Origin of the sequence: Streptococcus sp. HMSC072D05, assembly GCF_001815805.1 — a bacterium.
GTDB lineage: Bacteria > Bacillota > Bacilli > Lactobacillales > Streptococcaceae > Streptococcus.
Genome location: NZ_KV822038.1, coordinates 305,325 through 322,641, shown reverse-complemented (window position 1 = coordinate 322,641; position 17,317 = coordinate 305,325). Strand labels below are relative to the sequence as shown.

Annotated in this window: 13 protein-coding genes, 1 pseudogene and 1 other annotated feature; all 14 genes and pseudogenes read right to left on the bottom strand. The window is 42.0% G+C overall.

The window, feature by feature from the left end:
- Window positions 1-54 precede the first annotated feature (54 nt).
- The 14 genes and pseudogenes from HMPREF3057_RS07410 to secG all read right to left on the bottom strand — a co-directional run bounded on the left by HMPREF3057_RS07410 (window position 55) and on the right by secG (window position 17,298).
- Window positions 55-813, bottom strand: a complete 759-nt coding sequence (locus tag HMPREF3057_RS07410; protein WP_000125419.1) for an ABC transporter ATP-binding protein — start codon at window positions 811-813, stop codon at window positions 55-57.
- Entirely contained in the window at window positions 810-1,676 is an 867-nt protein-coding gene (locus tag HMPREF3057_RS07405) for an ABC transporter permease (protein ID WP_038805101.1), read from the bottom strand. The genes HMPREF3057_RS07410 and HMPREF3057_RS07405 overlap by 4 nt, the downstream gene beginning before the upstream one ends.
- A gap of 65 nt (window positions 1,677-1,741) precedes the next feature.
- Window positions 1,742-2,737, bottom strand: coding sequence for a tryptophan ABC transporter substrate-binding protein (trpX, locus tag HMPREF3057_RS07400; RefSeq protein ID WP_049479003.1), 996 nt, complete (start codon window positions 2,735-2,737; stop codon window positions 1,742-1,744).
- Window positions 2,738-2,855: 118 nt separating this feature from the next.
- Window positions 2,856-3,070 (bottom strand) — a binding site (T-box leader).
- Window positions 3,071-3,166: 96 nt separating this feature from the next.
- Complete coding sequence (ppc, locus tag HMPREF3057_RS07395; protein WP_070697071.1) at window positions 3,167-5,863, bottom strand: phosphoenolpyruvate carboxylase; 2,697 nt, start codon at window positions 5,861-5,863, stop codon at window positions 3,167-3,169.
- Window positions 5,864-5,886: 23 nt separating this feature from the next.
- On the bottom strand, window positions 5,887-7,110 hold the full coding sequence (gene ftsW, locus HMPREF3057_RS07390) for a cell division peptidoglycan polymerase FtsW (RefSeq protein ID WP_000703342.1): 1,224 nt from the start codon (window positions 7,108-7,110) through the stop codon (window positions 5,887-5,889).
- Window positions 7,111-7,298: 188 nt separating this feature from the next.
- Window positions 7,299-8,239 (bottom strand): annotated as a pseudogene (gene prsA, locus HMPREF3057_RS07385) (peptidylprolyl isomerase PrsA).
- Between the two features lie 67 nt (window positions 8,240-8,306).
- On the bottom strand, window positions 8,307-9,020 hold the full coding sequence (locus HMPREF3057_RS07380) for an O-methyltransferase (protein WP_083312825.1): 714 nt from the start codon (window positions 9,018-9,020) through the stop codon (window positions 8,307-8,309).
- A gap of 1 nt (window position 9,021) precedes the next feature.
- Window positions 9,022-10,824 carry an oligoendopeptidase F gene (gene pepF / locus HMPREF3057_RS07375; protein ID WP_070697068.1) on the bottom strand — a complete coding sequence of 601 codons (1,803 nt, stop codon included), beginning with the start codon at window positions 10,822-10,824 and terminating at the stop codon, window positions 9,022-9,024.
- An 18-nt stretch (window positions 10,825-10,842) separates the two neighbouring features.
- Window positions 10,843-11,799, bottom strand: coding sequence for a competence protein CoiA (locus HMPREF3057_RS07370; protein WP_000495881.1), 957 nt, complete (start codon window positions 11,797-11,799; stop codon window positions 10,843-10,845).
- Window positions 11,800-11,875: 76 nt separating this feature from the next.
- Window positions 11,876-13,024, bottom strand: coding sequence for a PDDEXK family nuclease (locus HMPREF3057_RS07365; protein WP_070697065.1), 1,149 nt, complete (start codon window positions 13,022-13,024; stop codon window positions 11,876-11,878).
- Window positions 13,025-13,201: 177 nt separating this feature from the next.
- Complete coding sequence (gene tehB / locus HMPREF3057_RS07360; RefSeq protein WP_070697063.1) at window positions 13,202-14,062, bottom strand: SAM-dependent methyltransferase TehB; 861 nt, start codon at window positions 14,060-14,062, stop codon at window positions 13,202-13,204.
- 14 nt (window positions 14,063-14,076) lie between these two features.
- Entirely contained in the window at window positions 14,077-14,544 is a 468-nt protein-coding gene (gene smpB / locus HMPREF3057_RS07355) for an SsrA-binding protein SmpB (protein ID WP_001051743.1), read from the bottom strand.
- Window positions 14,507-16,861, bottom strand: coding sequence for a ribonuclease R (gene rnr / locus HMPREF3057_RS07350; protein WP_070697061.1), 2,355 nt, complete (start codon window positions 16,859-16,861; stop codon window positions 14,507-14,509). Before rnr ends, smpB begins: the two co-directional genes overlap by 38 nt.
- Before the next feature lie 203 nt (window positions 16,862-17,064).
- Window positions 17,065-17,298 (bottom strand): preprotein translocase subunit SecG, encoded by a 234-nt coding sequence (gene secG, locus HMPREF3057_RS07345; RefSeq protein ID WP_000282517.1) that lies wholly within the window; start codon window positions 17,296-17,298, stop codon window positions 17,065-17,067.
- Window positions 17,299-17,317: the final 19 nt, after the last annotated feature.

Sequence of the window (17,317 nt, the reverse complement as noted above, 5' to 3'; positions counted from 1 at the left end):
ACTTTCATGTTTCTAAGTTAATTTTCACTATTTTTTGATGATTATTTAACTCACCTATTCAAATAATTGATAGTAGTCTGAGATTTTCATCTTAGCTTTTTCTTCTTTATTGAGGTCTTGGATAATACGACCTTCCTTCATGACTATCAGACGATTTCCATACTTCAGTGCATCCTCCATATGGTGGGTAATCATCAAGGCTGTTAGATGATCCTTGCTGACAAAGTCATCTGTTAACTCCATCAAGGCAACACTTGTTTTTGGGTCAAGAGCTGCTGTGTGTTCATCCAACAAGAGCAACTCTGGTCGCTTCAAGGTTGCCATCAAGAGACTCAAGGCCTGGCGTTGACCACCTGATAGAAACTCAATCGGAGTATCTAGATGTTTCTCAAGCCCATTTCCCACTTTTTCAATGGTAGCCTGAAACTCTTCCCGATGACTTGATAGCCTTCTAGGCAGGAGTCCTCTCTTCTCACCACGAAACTTGGCAATTAAGAGATTTTCCGCCACCGTCATACGGGGAGCCGTACCCATCTTAGGATCCTGAAAAACACGAGACAAGTACTTAGCCCGCTTTTCAGGTGAAAAATGCGTCACATCCTCGCCCATGATACGGATACTTCCACTTGTTAAGGGCAAGGTACCTGCAATAGTGTTAAAAAGCGTTGACTTCCCTGCTCCATTTCCACCTAGGATAGTAATGAAATCATGTTCAAAAATTTCAAGAGAAACATCATTCAGAATGATTTTTTCCTCGTCAAAGCCATTCGTGATGACTTTGGTGGCATTTTTTAATTCTACAATTGCTGTCATCTGCTAAACTTGACTCCTTTCAGGTATTTGCTTTTGAAGGTTGGAATCATGAGGCAAACTGCCAAAATCAAGGCGCTGTACAAACGAAGATAACTTGTATTAAACCCAAGAGCAATCACTCCCCAAACGAGGAACTGATAAGCAATAGACCCTACAACGATGGTCATGAGTCGCTCTGCCAAAGTCAAACTCTTGAACAAAACCTCACCAATAATCAAGCTAGCAAGCCCTACGACAATCACGCCAATTCCTCGAGAAACATCCGCGTATCCTTCTTGTTGAGCAATTAAGGCTCCTGCAAGCGCGATAATCCCATTTGAGAGAACCAAACCCATAAGTTCCATACGACCCGTATTGATACCAAAGCTACGAGCCATATCGGGATTGTCACCTGTAGCGATGTAGGCCTGACCTAGTTTGGTATCAAGGAAAAAGAGCATAAGGCCAATAACAAGAGCTACAAAGATTAATCCAGTCAGGAGTTGGTTAAGATCTGAATCGAAAGGCAAGACATCCTGTATTTGTTTAGTTCCAAGAAGCCCCAGATTGGCACGCCCCATAATCATGAGCATGATGGAATGGCAGGAAGTCATGACCAGAATCCCTGATAAGAGGGTTGGGATTTTTCCTTTGGTATATAAGAGTCCCGTCGCCATTCCAGCTAGACAGCCCGCTCCTACTGCAGCTAAGGTCGCTAAGAATGGATTGACTCCCTGTGTTATCAAGGTTACAGCTACTGCTCCCCCTAGAGGAAAAGAACCTTCAGTAGTCATATCTGGAAAATTCAAAATTCGAAAAGTCATAAAGATTCCCAAACCTAGAATCGCCCAGACCATCCCCTGTGAAATAATGGATACTATCATAATCTTTCACTCATTTCTTTCTTTAGTAAAAATGGGAGGAGATGTGTCCAGCTCCTCCTTTATCTTTATTCAATCACTTGTCCTGCTTCTTTTAGAACGGACTCAGGAATGGTGATACCAAGTTCCTGCGCTAGTTTTTTGTTAATCACTGACTTACCAGTTGAAAAGACATTAACTGGCGTATCAGCTGGTTTTTCACCTTTCAATACTTTGGCAATCATCTTACCAGTAGCCACTCCAAGATCGTGTTGGTCAACTACTACAGATGCTAATCCACCTGCTTCTACCATGGCAGTGGCACTTGGATAGATTGGCTTTTTAGCTGTTTGGTTGCTTGAAACAACTGTTGAAAATGCGGATGCGATGGTGTTATCAATTGGAACCCAAATCGCATCGACCTTGCTGGTCATAACATTGACTGTTGAAGCAATTTCATTGGTTGATGGAACGGCAAATGTTTCGACTGTCAAACCTGCTTTTTCAGCATAAGCCTTGAATTCTTCAACTTGTGATTTTGAGTTATCTTCACTGCTTGAGTAGAGAGCTCCGATCGTTTTGACATTTGGTGTGAGGGTTTTAATCAACTCTACTTGCTGTTCAGCTGGGTTATGGTCTGACACCCCTGTGATGTTGCCACCTGGTTTTTTCAAATCTTTGACCAAGTTAGCACCGATTGGGTCTGTAATAGCAGCCATGATAACAGGTAGGTCTTTTGTAGCACTAGCAAGTCCTTGAGCAGCTGGTGTTGCGATCCCAACAACAACATCGTTTCCATTAGCAACCAATTGTTTACTCATGGTTGCAACCTTGCTCTGATCGCCTTCAGAGTTCATAAAGTCGATTTTTACCTGGTCGTCCTTATAGCCTTCTTCAGCTAGTCCATCTTGAATTCCTTGGTAAATCAAGTCCAAGGATGGGTGACTAACAAATTGAAGGACACCAACCTTAGCGACCTTTTGCTCTTCCTTAGCTGCTGGTTTGTTCATTGATGAATAAATCAAGCTAGCCACCACCAATACTGCTAATCCAGCGACAATTCCAATCAAACGTTTATTTTTCATTTTTCTTTCTCCTTAATTCTTTTACCTTAACTTTTTAAATCACATCATCAAGCGATGCCATCGTTTAAATTCCAATATCTTTCCTCCCCATAGAAAAAGTCCTCACACAAAAAACTTGTGTGAGGACGTCGATGCGCGGTGCCACCTCAATTATAGGAATATTCCTATCGCTCTTTCTCGCAATAACGAGTTGCACTGTAAGGTGTGCTCACCGAATTTTTATGATTTCAAATTCTTAAGTACATTCAGCCCAATTTCATCAATTTCATCTATCTGCTTTCACCAACCACAGACTCTCTAAAAAATGAGCAAGATTACTTTCTGAATGTTTAAATTATATCATTTTTCAACTACTTGTCAAGCTTATTTTTAGAATTTTTTAAACAATTCAAAAACTTCCCCTTGAAAAAAGAGGAAGTTTGTAGAATATCAGCCTGAATTACGCAAACCAGTTGCAATTCCGTTGATAGTTGTATGGATCAGTTTTTCTTCGTCTGCCGACAATTCTCCGCGACGTTGACGTTTGATCAACTCCAACTGGATGTAGTTAAGGATATTAAAGTAAGGCATACGATAGTTTAGACTGTCTTTTAGGTAAGAGTTTTCTGCCAAGAGTTCGTCATAACCTTCGATAGCTAAAATAACGTCCTTAGTCAACTGCCATTCATCTAAAATAGTGTAGTAGATAGCTTGTACTTCTTCGTCTTCACAGAGCTTGGCATATTCAAAAGCAATATTCATATTAGACTTAGACAAGACCATGTCCACATTGGAAAGCAAAGATTGGAAGAAAGGCCAGTTTTGGTACATATCACGAAGGAACTCGATATTCTTTGGATCTTGATCTATAAACTCTTTAAAGCTGGATCCTACTCCATACCATCCAGGAAACATGACACGGCTTTGTGACCATGAGAAGACCCAAGGAATGGCACGCAAACCACCAATTTCAGTGATGGTCTTACGAGCTGCTGGACGCGAACCGATATTGAAGCTTGAAATAGCTTTGATTGGACTTGATTCAAAGAAATAGTCATAGAAATGTTCATTTCCAAAGACCAAATCACGATAGATATCGTAGCTACGGTCCACTACTTGATCCATAATAGCTTCGTAACGATTTGACGTATTGGTATCACTCTTCTTCTTGGTAATCATACGGTTAATGGCTGCAGAAACCAACATTTCAAGGTTGTAATAAGCAGCGTCTTTGTTACCGTATTTGTTTCCAATCACTTCTCCCTGCTCAGTCAGACGGATACGATCCTTGATAGACTTGAGTGGTTGAGACGTAATAGCTTCATAAGTTGGTCCACCACCACGACCCACAGTACCACCACGACCATGGAAGAAAGTAACCTTAACGCCAAATTCATCCCCAATAGCAGTCAGTTGTTGTTGCGCTTTATAGAGAGTCCAACATGATGATAGGTAACCACCGTCCTTGTTACTATCAGAGTAGCCAAGCATGATTTCTTGGTAGTTGTCTTTTGAAGCAATCCATTTTTTAGCCAAAGGAAGAGAGAAATATCTTCTCATGGTTTCTTCTGAGTGATCCAAGTCCTCAATCGTTTCAAAGAGGGGAACAATCTGAACGCGGGCTTTTTGGGCATCCACCAAGCCGACTTCCTTAAGCATAATGGCTAGCTCTAACATATCGGATACACTGGTTGCGTGAGAAATGATGGTTTGACGAATGACATTTTCACCCAGTTTATCCTTCAACTTGCGCGCAGCTTTAAAGATAGAGAGTTCTTTTTCAAGCAGTTCTGACTTTTCAGCATGAGTCGCTGAGAGGATACGAGGATCTTCTTCCAACTCTTTTAAGAGGAGGGCGCATTTTTCATCTTCAGATAGATCGCTATAGTGATCATTGATACCAGCAGATGCAAGCAATTCTGCCACACAGGCTTCGTGAACACTAGAATCCTGGCGCATGTCAATAGAGGCAAGGTAGAAGCCAAAGATTTCGACAGCTTGCATCAACTCGACAAATTCTCCAGAAATCAGGTATTCCCCTTTGTTTTCAAGGAGAGAGTCCCGAATGGCCAACAAATCTTGATAAAATTCATCTGCAGTGGCATATCTAGGCTGAAGTTCCTTGTCTTCAATGAGATAAGCCTTAGTTGCCTGCATCTTAGCTTGAATGTCAAAAAGAGCACGACGATAGAGTTCTTTTTCACGGTAAATGGAGTTATCTTGTGACTTCAGCGCCATCTCACGAACCTTGTCGCTGACATTCACGATGCTGGTTGACAGTGAAAATTCACGATAAAGATTATAAATCTTTTCATCATAGTAGTTCATGATGACTTCACACTGAGTCAAGGCTGATTTATTGAGGGTTTCCGCTGTTACGAAAGGATTTCCATCACGGTCTCCTCCGATCCACATCCCCATGGTAATCGGTTTTGGATGTTGGAGATCGATACCTTGTTCTTTTGCCATTTTTTTATACTCAGCTGTCAAACGTGGAACAGCATTCAGGAAAGAACTTTGGTAGTACTCCATCACGTTGGTGATTTCGTTGGTTACTTTCAATTTCTTCTCACGAATCATGTCCGTTTGCATGATAATTTCAATGTAACGACGGAGATCTGTGTGCCATTTTTCTTTATTAATCAAGCCGAGTTTGACATCACGGTACTTGCGCAAGAGCGTATGGATATGGTTGGTCAAATCCAGCATACTCTTGCGTTGTACTTGCGTTGGATGGGCGGTCAAGACAGGAACGACATTTAACTTTTCTAAAATTTCGGCTGCATTTTCTTTTTCAGCTACCATCTTAATCGTTGTAGATAGTTTCCCTAGATAGTCTTGGTCCACATTGTTTTGGTGATTGATTTCATAGGCCAAATCCACATCCTCAGAAATATTAATCAAAAGTGGAAGGATAGAGAAATAGCGTGAAATGTAAATCATTTCTTCATTCGAAAGACTGGTCACTAGGTCATTGAGCCCTTGATAATTCTCGCTAGTTGATAATTCCTTCAACTGGATAATCTTTTCAAAGGTTTCTGGCGCTAGCATATTCTTTGTGATATCTTCTAATAGCTCAGTCAGAATCAAGACTTCTTCTTGGACGACTGCTTTATTACTATAGTTTTCTAATTTTTGAAGAGACATATACTTTCCTTTCCATTCAATCCTTACAGATTTTCATCGGTTTGATTCTCGTATTCTCTGATAAGTTTGGCACGTTTTTCACTGGCATCAATGTTCAGTACAAGCGCGATGGCTACAGATAATACCAGTAGACTGTTCCCACCTTGTGAAAGGAAGGGGAAGGTTACCCCTGTAGAAGGAATCAACCCTGAAATCCCACCGATATTGACAAAGACCTGAACAAGGATCATCCCTCCGACACCAATAGCAACCATGGAGTTAAAGGGATCCTTTGCTCGAATACCAACCAAGATGATTCGCAAAATCAAGAAGAAGAGTAGAGCCAAAATCATACTGGCTCCTACGAATCCAAACTCTTCGATGACAATCGAAAAGACAAAATCCGTATGGGCTTCTGGCAGATAACCACGCTTCTCGATAGAATTTCCTAGTCCCAGTCCGAACCAGCCACCATTTACCATTGCATAGTAAGAATTTGCGAGCTGGTGTCCTGCACCCGCCAAGTCATTAAAGGGATTAAAGAAGGCACTAAAACGTTTAGCAACGTAACCAAATACAGGAATTTGAGAGAACTTTTCAACCCCAACAAAGCGAATGACAGACAAGACTAACATTGAACTCCCTGCCAAGAGAGCCAGAATGGTCGAAAACCAACGATAGGCGATCCCACTTACGGTATACATGATGAGCGCCACCAAGACCAGGATGGTCGCATTTCCCAAGTCTGGAAAAATTCCCAAGCTACCAATCAGAACCAGCAGAACAAAACGCCAGTCGTTAAAAGCTCGAGGTAGCCACTGATTCTGTGTTAAAACCTGGAAGTCATAAACCGCAATCTCATCTTGTTGTTTTGAAAATCGATGTGCCAGGTACCAGATGATGATAATCTTAAGGTACTCCGCAGGCTGAATCGTTACAGGTCCTACAGAAATCCATCCGTATGCTCCATTGACAGGTGTTCCGACCAGTCGCGCCAGAGCTAAAAGAACCATCTCCACAATCATTACGATAAAGATGAGACGACCGTTTCTTAGGAAACCTAATTTTAATTTATAGATTAAGGCAATCAGAATCAAACTAGCTATCCAGAAGATCCCCTGGTTACGCACCAATTGAAAGGCACTTTTTCCTTCTTCGATCAAGGTTGCACTCGTTGTCGAATATACCACAATCAGCCCCAAAATCGATAAAAGGAAGTAAGGAATCAAAATGGAATAGTTTAGTAGGTGCCTTTTGCTAATTTTCATATTTCACCACTCTAATAGGAACAGACGCTTCTGTTCCCAATTCCGTTTTATTTTCTAGTTTTGATTGCTATTATACCACTTTTTCAGAAAGAAAAAAACTCTTATCCTTTAATCCTTCGAATTTTACTCATTTTCCAGTATCAGATATAAAAAAAACAAATCTCTTTTGAGATTTGTTTTTTGCTTTCTTAGTTAGATGAAGAGCTACTGCTTGAGCTTGAGTCACCACCACCGATGTATTGGGTGAAGATGTTTTGGAATGATTGGTCTTTAACCTTGATGTTTGCTGCTTGCAATTCTTTACCAATTACTCCTTGAACAAAGGCTGAATCATTTTGTTTCTGAGTCAAGATGATGGTCTTCAATTTTTCTTTGTAATCCTCTATATTAGAAGATTTTTCTGTTTTCTTCGTTACTTTGATGATGTAGAACTGACTGCTGTAGGCTTGTGTTCCAGTAGCTGTAATCACATCAGAAACCCCGTTCACATCCAAGGCAAAGGCTGCTTTCTTGACTTGTTCTGGAAGTTCTGTTGAAGCAGAGTCAAAAGTGATTTCTCCACCATTTCTTTTGTTTTATCGTCATTAGAGTTGTCTTTTGCCAACTGAGCAAAATCCGCACCTTCTGCTTTAGCTTTCTCAAGTACTTCTTTTGCCTTGTCTTCATTATCCAAACGGATGATTTGAGCTGTTACATCTGGTGTGTAAGACTCAAAAGCTTTTTGGTAGGCTTCGTCTGTCAACTCACTTTCAGCAGCCTTTTTAACTGCCAATTCAACCAATTTGCTGGTACGGATTTGAGCTTTACGAGTCTCAGGTGTCATACCTGCACGTTGAAGCACGCTGTTGTAGCTATCGCCGTATTTCTTTTGTTCTTCAGCAACGGCGTCATCCACATCTTTATCCGTTACCTCTGATCCATATTGTTGTTCAAATACTTTTTGGATGGTCATATTGAGCAAGACTTGTTGTGCAGTTGGATTGTTCTTTACTTCTTCAAAGAATTGATGCTCTGTAATCACATCGCCCTTCATGCTAATCAAATCTTTTCCTTCAGAACTGTTTGAACAAGCTGCAAGTGTTGCTACTGATAAAAGTGTGATGGCTCCTGCCATAAGTTTTTTCTTCATGTTTACTCCTTTTACGGTAAGTGTTACCTTATCTATTTTACTATAATTTCTTAAATTTTTCTGAAAATCATTCGCTCTCAGGAAGCTCTACTTCTGCTAGATTCTTTCGTAGCATGAGAATGCCGTCTCCAAGTGGAACTAGAGTTGCTGTTAGACCTGGATTGTCCAAAGTTGCGTCGAAAAGTCTTTGCAAACCACGGTAAATGGTGCGTTGACCTCGGCGGACTTCCATGATGTCCTTGGCAACATCTCCTCCTTGGAAAATATCATCCAAGACCACCACTCCACCGACTTCCAAATGTTTAAGGATTTCAGGCAGAAAGACGATATACTTTGACTTGGCCGAATCCATAAAGACAAAATCATATGTTTCTGTCAAAGTAGATAAAACATCAACAGCATCACCTTCAAGTAAGGTGATTTGCTTACGACTGTCAAACTTGGCAAAGTTTTCCTTGGCAAAGCCTATCATTTCTGGATTTCGGTCAATGGTTGTAATCTTGGCATCTGGCGCATGTTCCGCCATCAAGAGTGCTGAAAAACCGATAGCCGTCCCAATTTCCAAAATGTTCTTGGGCTGTATGGTCTCCATGAGAAATCGAAAATACGCGACCGTTTCATGGGGAATAATGGGAATGTTTTCCTTGCGAGCGAAGGTCTCCAATTCTTTCAAAGAACCTGTCACCTGCTTTTGACGCTGGCGCATGAGTTCTACGATTTCTTCCTTGACGACGGGACGTCGCATGTTATGGTTGGCATTTTTACTATAAGACTCTACCATCTTAAGCTAATCCCAATTTTTCAACAAGGGCTTCAAACTCGTTCAAGCGACGTTCAAAGACTGCAAAGGCATCGTTGAGATAGTCTTCCTTCTCCATATCCACTCCCGCTTTTCTCATAACATTGAGTGGATAATCTGACTTACCTGCCTTGAGGTAGTCGATATAGCGATCACGGTCTTCTTGACTCCCATGGACAATCTTCTCAGCCAAGGCTGAAGCAGCTGCAAAACCTGTTGAATACTGATAAACATAGTAGTTATAGTAGAAGTGTGGAATGCGTGCCCACTCGTATTGGATCTGAGGATTATCTTCCTTGCTGAGTCCGTAGTACTCTTGGTTCAAGTCCGCGTAGAGTTTATTGAGGAAATCACTTGTCAAGACTTCTCCATTTTGATCTGCTTGGTGGATAGCATGTTCAAACTCAGCGAATTGAGTTTGACGGAAGACTGTTCCACGGAAACCGTCTAGGAAGTTATTGAGAATTGCAAAACGAGTCGCATCGTCTTCTACTTCTTCCAATAATTTCTCTGTCAAGATATTTTCGTTAGTCGTTGAGGCAATCTCCGCCAAGAAGATAGAGTAATCTCCATAAACATAAGGCTGAGTTTCACGAGTATAGCTTGAATGCATACTGTGACCTGTTTCATGGACAAGGGTAAAGAGATTATCTAGATTGTCCTGCCAGTTGAGAAGCATAAAGGCATTGGTATCGTAAGAACCACCAGAGTAGGCACCAGAACGCTTGCCTTGGTTTTCATAGACATCAATCCAACGCTCACTGAAGGCCCGTTTAACACGGCTCAAGTAGTCGTCACCTAAAACTGCCAAAGCTTCTTCTGCCTTTTTCAAGGCTTCTTCGTAGGTAAAGCTATAATCTACTGACGAAAGCGGTGTGTAGACATCGTACATCTTGAGGTCGGAAATACCCAAGATTTTAGAACGCAGGTTAAGGTATCGATGCAAGAGTGGCAAATGCTTGCGAACTGCTGCTACTAAATTGTCATAGACACTTTCTGGAACAAAGTTTGCTGCGAGGGCTGCATGGCGAGCACTCTTATAGTTGCGAACTTTTGCGCGGTAGTTTTGCACTTTAACATTTGTCTGCAAGGTCTTAGCGTAAGTATGTTGGAATTGCTCGTAAGTCGCATAAAGGGCTTCATAGGCACCACGACGCACTTCACGGTTTTTAGACTCCATCAAACGGATATAAGTACCGTGTGAGAGTTGCACTTCCTTGCCTTCGTCATCAAGCACGTATGGAAAGCTAATATCCGCATTGTCCAAAATAGCGAAAGTTTCACTAGCAGCGCCAAAGATTTCTCCTGCTCCAGCAAGCAATTCTTCCTCACGTTGCGAAAGAACATGGTCTTTCTTTTGCAAGAGCTTGTCAAAAAAGTGTTTGTAAACTTGGAGTTTTGGTTGAGCTTCTAGGAAGGCCGCATACTGCTCTTCGCTAATCTCCATAAACTCAGGTTCATAGAATGAAAAGGCTTGTTCTAACTGACTGTATAAGGTCATTGCCTTGGCATAGTACTCTTGATACTTTGCCTCACGCGTGTCCTGGTCATTTTTCATATGCGCATAGACATAAAGCTTTTCAACTTGGCGTTCCAAGTCAAGTGAGAATTCTGTAATCTCAAGCAAACTGTCTGCACTATCCAAGAGATGCCCCTCATACTGGGCAGCTGTTTGTACTTTTTCAGTTAAATCTTTCAAGGCTTCTTCCCAAGCCTGGTCTGTTGGGTAGATTGTTGAAAGATCCCATGTATCTTTTTCATTTATTTCATGTCGTTGTAAAACCATAAGATTCCTCCATCCTTTCTATTTTACCACATTTTTTGAGAAATATAAGTGATAAAAGGCTGGTGGATAGAGCTTTTGGAGATTATTTTTCTGATTTTTTTGATAGTAAGCCTGAAAATTTCTATAATAGCTAGCCAAATCCGTTTCAATCTGCAAAAAATCACCTGATGCTATCGGTCTGACCTGGGGATACCAGTCGTCAAGTTGACGGTTTAATAGATTGTCTCCTTGATAATAAGCTTCCTCCTGTTTTTTCATCCAGTAGGGCGTTTGATAGTACAACTGCTGGCGAATGTAGTGACAGATAGTTGAATCTTGCACAACTGCAAAACGAGGCAGTTTTTGTTTCTGATAAGGAAATCGTAGAATTTCCAAGAGATTTCCTTGACCATAGGGAAATTCTTTGACCTGAAAATGAAGCTTGCCACGTAGGTCCTGATGCAGAAGATATTTGAGTCTCAAAATTTTCCTTTTGAGATCCAGTTCCCAAACAAAGAAACCCATATTTTGACTAAAATAGAGAAATCCCCTTTGCAATTGTGTTAATCGCTCTTTTAACCAGAGTTTTTCTCCCAGTAGCCAGATAACCTGATAGCCCTGGCTGCGGTATCCTTGACTTCTATCGCCTAAAAGCTTTTGAGACAAGGGACTGCACTGAACTTCTAGTGCTAGTTTCCCATTGACGAGAACATCCGCAACCTGCTGAATCTCGGGCAGACTATATTCCAAGGCGACCTGATTGTCCTTCTTGGCCCAATGATAAAGGGCCTCTTTGTTGCCCATGTGTTCTGGACTTTCATTCTCGAAAATAGCGATGCAATCCCTTAACCTTTCATGGGCAAAGTGCGTTCGAATACTCTGTCCTTGGCGTAATCGTAGTCTGCCCCCACAGGCTGGACAAGTATAAGCTTGCTTGGTCACATCTTTTTCAAGGGCATTCACCAAATTCCCCTTGGCATCTCTGGCTACAAACATGGGCTACCTCCTTTTCTCATTTATTCGAAAAAGAACTAAAAAAGGCTGGAATTCCAGCCTTTCTTAATATTATTTCTTATCTTTTTTGTCTCTTAGAATATTTTTTTAGCATGGGAATGAGATTGGGAATCTGCTCACTTCTAATGACCAGCACGCCGTATTCTTGGCAGCGATTGGCATAAGCTGGATTGATTTTCCCCGTACAAACAATCAACTTGAGGCAACTCTCCCCAGCAAAATGATTGGCATAGACTTCTAGTTCGTTGATGGCTTCAACTGATAAATCTGTCATCTTGCAGGAGATAAAGGTAATCGAGCGGCCCTTTCTCAGAATAACATCAATCTCATTTTGAACATTGTCTGCCTCTGGAAAGATGCCATTCCAATCAATCTCACCGCCTATCATGCACTCATCAAACAGCTGAGATTCAAGCGCCAAGAAATAGAGATATACCTCTAAAATATGTCCCTTATTGCGGCAAAAGACTTGAGCTTCTTGACTTGGAAAGCTGTATGCTACTCGTTTCGTGTCCTCGCTTTCAATACAAAGCATCCCTGCTTCCACAAGTAAAGGGATGAGGGATTCTGGATAGTGATAATACCTGCCATTGTTTTCCAGTATTTTTTCGGTCTCAGCATGCAGGTCATTGGTCTTAGCTAGAGAGAAAAATTGGGTCACTTGATACCAGTGGGCAGGATTGGCAATGGCAGAGCTGGCTAGTTTTTTGATGGCTGCAATTTGCTGAGCTGAGTGGATAGGGCGTTTTGATTTGAGCATTTTTCCACCACGCAAGGCTATCAGCTGTTGGATGCTTAGGGTTGGAATGTCCAAGTCTTCTTTTTCCAACTGGCCATCTACCCACTTGTATTGTTTTCCTCGCTCGACATCCATGGCAACGATAGGGAGGTCCCGATCCAAGCCGTATTGATAGAGAGATAAGGCTAGTAGCGAATCCCCACCAAAAACATCAAGAAGAACCTGGTTATAGCCTGCTAGACAATAATCTAACTGGTCCGCTAGTTGTTCTAAGGATAACTGACGAAAGGTCACTCGTTGGATATGAGGCACCTCTTCCATGATGAACTGACGGAGAGAGAGTCTCTCTTCATTGCTTATTTTTGTCAAAGATAGAAAAAGAATCTCGTCACAATCACTGATAAAGGCTTGGTAGACATTCTTTTCCAATACATGCCGATCATACAGCTCCACCAAAAGACTCGTCATTCGACCACCTCCATCATAAAGACTTTCTTGCGCTGAGAGTATCAGCAATACAGCCCTACTACTCAGATTTCCTACTTCTAGTATAGCATAAAATCCTGCTTGCCCCAATCAACCAACGCAAACAAAAACGAATAGAAACCTTGCAAAGCGTTCTCTATTCGCTGGTATAGGTTTGATTTACTTGACTTTTTTAGCTAACATAGTCGCAAAGCGTAATTGAATGCGATTACCATTTTCATCACGACGGTGCAAGTGTCCTGGATTTTCATTGTACTTAATCAATTCCCAATCTTTGTAGTAGTTTGCCAATTCCCCTTCTTTAAAGGTGAATGGAAAGTTGACTGAGCAAGGATAATCCTCCGTATCCATAGCACAGACGATAAGGTTATAACCACCGACCGTGGTGTGCTCCTGCATATTTTGGATAATAGCTGGAATACGGTCCGCTTGTAGGAACATCAGAACAACTGTCGATACGATGAAATCATAGTCTTGGCTAATGCTGGCTGAATTGATATCGTATAGTCCTACAGGCATGTCTAGATCCTCTTGCTCTACGATACTTTGCAAGATTTCAAGGGACAATTCATTTTGATCCACAGCTGTCACATCAAAACCATTCTGTGCAAGAAAGAGAGAGTTACGGCCTTGACCACAACCCAAATCCAAGGCTCTTCCTGGTTTCACCGTCTGCATAGCCTCTAAGACTTCTGAATGGACTGGATTGGTCTGGTATTTCTTAGGGAAATAATCCTCAGGTTTACAATAAAATTCCAAGTACCATTCTACATCATCAGTGGCAGCCTCTACTCGATGCCAGGCTTGCGGTTGTGCCATGGGATTGTCAGCTCCTGCCTCAAAGAGGTGCTCAGCTAGAACCTCACCATCTTCAGTCAACTCAATAAACTTGAGAGCACCCTTCAAGACAGTAATTTTTCCCCAAGTGCCGACTTTAGTATTGTGCTTTTGCTGAACTGCTTCAGGCATGGTCTGTTTATTCCACAAGGGCATCCGTTTATAGGCAATTAATTTTTCCATTTTACTTCCTCTTCTTAACGCTGGTTGACAGCTTTCATCACACGCGCGATGTCGCGGTTTTGTTCACGACGCTTGATTGACTCCCGTTTGTCATAGTCATGTTTCCCTTTGGCAAGTCCTAAAAGAAGCTTGGCATAGCCGTCTTTGAGATAGACTTTGAGGGGAACAAGGGTCATTCCTGTCCCTTTGGTCTCTTGTTCCAATTTTTGAATTTGTTTCTTATGGAGCAGGAGTTTGCGACGGCGTTCTGGTTCCTGATTCCAGATATTGCCCTCTTCGTAAGGGGCGATATGAACGTTGCTCAACCAGACTTCCCCATTTTTCACTTGGGCAAACCCATCCTTGAGATTGATTCGAGCAGCTCGAACGCTCTTGATTTCAGTTCCAGTCAGGACCATCCCTGCTTCTAGCGTATCTACGATTGTATAGTCGTGGTGCGCCTTTTTATTTTGTGCGACGACCTTTCCCTCGCCCTTTGCCATGCTTGGCTCCTTTCTTAGCTACTTCCTTGTAAAAGGGTTTCTTGCCTTTTTTCTTTTTATCTTTTTGTGAATGCTTGTGCTTATCATTTGAGCGCCCTGATTTTCTCTTGTCTTCCTTCTTGTCTGAACGACGACTTGAACCACGACCTCTTTCTTTGCGACCAGCTTGTTTAAAGCCTTTTTCAATGACATCAAACTCACTTGGGATATAAGAGAAGTCAATCTCACCTGTCATCTTATCGGCTCTTTCAACTCGAATGCGAATCTGCTGACCTATACGGAAGGTTGTTCCTGATTTCTCTCCACGGAGTGTCAAGTCACGCTCGTTGAAATGATAAAATTCAGGCAAATTGGTAATGTGAATCAAGCCTTCGACTGTATTTGGCAATTCAACAAAGAGACCAAACTTGACGATGCTGGATACAACTGCATCGTACTCTTCACCAACGTATTCTTCCATGTACTCAGCCTTTTTCATGGCTTCGACTTCACGCTCGGCCTCGATGGCACGACGCTCACGATTGGAAGACTGGGTTGCAATCTCTGGAATCACTTGCTCAAAATGCTCTGCTATTTCCTTAGAACGGCCGTAATCCCGAAGCATTCGATGGACAAGGAGGTCTGGATAACGGCGAATAGGGCTGGTAAAGTGAGTGTAATAATCAGCAGCAAGACCATAGTGACCGTGATTGTGCTCTGAATAGCGAGCTTGTTGCATGGATCGGAGAAGCATCATGGACAATACATCCGCATAGGGTTCTCCCTCAACAGCACGCATGATGTCTTGAAGCGCCTCCTGGCTAATCTCACTGGCAGTCCCATAAATCCGCAAACCAAAGCTCGAAGCATAATCAATAAACTTCTGAACTTTTTCAGCCTTGGGCTCCTCGTGAATCCGATAAATGAAAGGAAGATCCAGCTTGCTAAAGTGCTCGGCAACCGTTTCATTAGCAATCAACATGAAGGACTCAATCATCCGCTCGGCAACACCACGCTGACGAAGGACGATATCCACAGGCTTGCCTTTTTTATCCACTAGAATCTTTGCTTCGCTGGTATCAAAATTGATAGCTCCACGTTTCTCACGCATGTTTTCTAGCCTTTCATGAAGCTTGGCCATGAGCTCGATACTAGGAACAATTTTCTTAAACTCTTGTCTCTTCTCCTCGTCACCAGCTAGGATATCATTAACAGCACTATAGGTCATACGGAAGCTAGTCTTAATGACCGTTTGTGTGATGGTGTAGTTGACTACACGACCATGTTTATCAATTTCCATAATAGCTGACTGGGTCAAGCGATCTACTTGAGGATTGAGAGAGCAGATACCATTTGACAAACGCTCTGGAAGCATTGGGACCACACGGTCTGTCACATAAACAGAAGTCGCGCGGTTAAGGGCTTCCTTGTCAAGGGCAGAACCCTCTGTCACATAGTAGGAAACATCCGCGATGTGAACTCCGAGTTCGATATTGCCATTTTTCAAAGGCTTGATGTGTACCGCATCATCCAAGTCCTTGGCATCCGCACCGTCAATGGTAAAGGTAATCTCATCTCTCAGGTCCAGACGACCTTCCATATCCTTTTGAGACGGAGCATCTGGCACACTTTCTGCCTCCTTGAGAACAGCTTCTGGAAATTCTGAAACAATATCCATGGATTCCAAGACTTCAAGAACGTCAATCCCAGTATCTGTCGAGTGCCCCACCACGTCCAGAACACTAGCGACAAAGAAATCATGTTTCTTACTTGGGTATTTGTCGATAAAGACCTTGAGAACTTCAGTACCTTCCAACTTGATAGCCGGTTTCTTCACATAAATCGGTTGGCTGATTTTTTGATTTTTGGAACGAATATAGCCAGCATACTTGGGCTTTTCCTGATCCAGAACAATTTGACCGACAACGGTTGTCAGGCTGTGTTCTAAGATATCAATAATTTTGGCTTCTGCAGCAGTTCCCTTGTTGCGGTCAGCAACTTTCTTTATGACCACCTCAACTGTATCGCCATCAATGGCATAGTTGACATCGTTTTTTCCTACAAAAAGATCGTCCTCTTCCCCTTCTAGAGTAACAAAGCCAAAGCCGTTTTTATGGGCATGAAAAACCCCTTTGAGGGTGATTTCATGTTTCTTCTTCTGGTCCAAGGTGAGGCTGCCATCTTCTCCAAATCGAATCTGGTGCTTTCTTTCCATCAGAGACAGGGTTTTAATCAACTCACGGAAATCCTTGGACCCATCCTTTCCGAGAGCCTGAGCCAGGTCATTTACCGTCACTCGCCCCTTCTCTTGCAAATATTCTTTAATTTTATCTTTCATGTTTTCTTTCTAGATTTTTTAATTTTCTTTTACTGTAAGACCTTCTCAAACATCATTTAATACTCAATAAAAATCAAAGAGCAAACTAGAAAGCTAGGCGCAGGCAGTACTTGAGTACGACAAGCCGACGCTGACGTGGTTTGAATTTGATTTTTGAAGAGTATAAAAATAAAAATAGGCAAAGACCTAGTCCTGCCCATTTCTTATCTACTTGATAATACCGTCAATGCTAAGGCAATGGCTAGCCAGAAAAAGACTAAAATACCTGTCAAACGTTGCATCACAGCTTCAAAACCACGCGCTTTACTACGTTCAAACAAATCACCTGAGCTGGCATCAAATACATTGCTGGATTGGTTCTTAGTTGGTTGCATGAAAATCGCAATCACAATCACAACAGATAATACTAATAAAATGGTTAATAATAGGTTATACATATCAAACTCCTTAAAATCC

Coding starts and splice junctions, on each gene's coding strand:
- trpX (WP_049479003.1), bottom strand. CDS start 2,737: ATGAAAAATAAACGTTTGATTGGAATTGTCGCTGGATTAGCAGTATTG.
- HMPREF3057_RS07410 (WP_000125419.1), bottom strand. CDS start 813: ATGACAGCAATTGTAGAATTAAAAAATGCCACCAAAGTCATCACGAAT.
- rnr (WP_070697061.1), bottom strand. CDS start 16,861: ATGAAAGATAAAATTAAAGAATATTTGCAAGAGAAGGGGCGAGTGACG.
- HMPREF3057_RS07405 (WP_038805101.1), bottom strand. CDS start 1,676: ATGATAGTATCCATTATTTCACAGGGGATGGTCTGGGCGATTCTAGGT.
- HMPREF3057_RS07370 (WP_000495881.1), bottom strand. CDS start 11,799: ATGTTTGTAGCCAGAGATGCCAAGGGGAATTTGGTGAATGCCCTTGAA.
- HMPREF3057_RS07365 (WP_070697065.1), bottom strand. CDS start 13,024: ATGACGAGTCTTTTGGTGGAGCTGTATGATCGGCATGTATTGGAAAAG.
- secG (WP_000282517.1), bottom strand. CDS start 17,298: ATGTATAACCTATTATTAACCATTTTATTAGTATTATCTGTTGTGATT.
- tehB (WP_070697063.1), bottom strand. CDS start 14,062: ATGGAAAAATTAATTGCCTATAAACGGATGCCCTTGTGGAATAAACAG.
- pepF (WP_070697068.1), bottom strand. CDS start 10,824: ATGGTTTTACAACGACATGAAATAAATGAAAAAGATACATGGGATCTT.
- ppc (WP_070697071.1), bottom strand. CDS start 5,863: ATGTCTCTTCAAAAATTAGAAAACTATAGTAATAAAGCAGTCGTCCAA.
- ftsW (WP_000703342.1), bottom strand. CDS start 7,110: ATGAAAATTAGCAAAAGGCACCTACTAAACTATTCCATTTTGATTCCT.
- HMPREF3057_RS07380 (WP_083312825.1), bottom strand. CDS start 9,020: ATGGTAGAGTCTTATAGTAAAAATGCCAACCATAACATGCGACGTCCC.
- smpB (WP_001051743.1), bottom strand. CDS start 14,544: ATGGCAAAGGGCGAGGGAAAGGTCGTCGCACAAAATAAAAAGGCGCAC.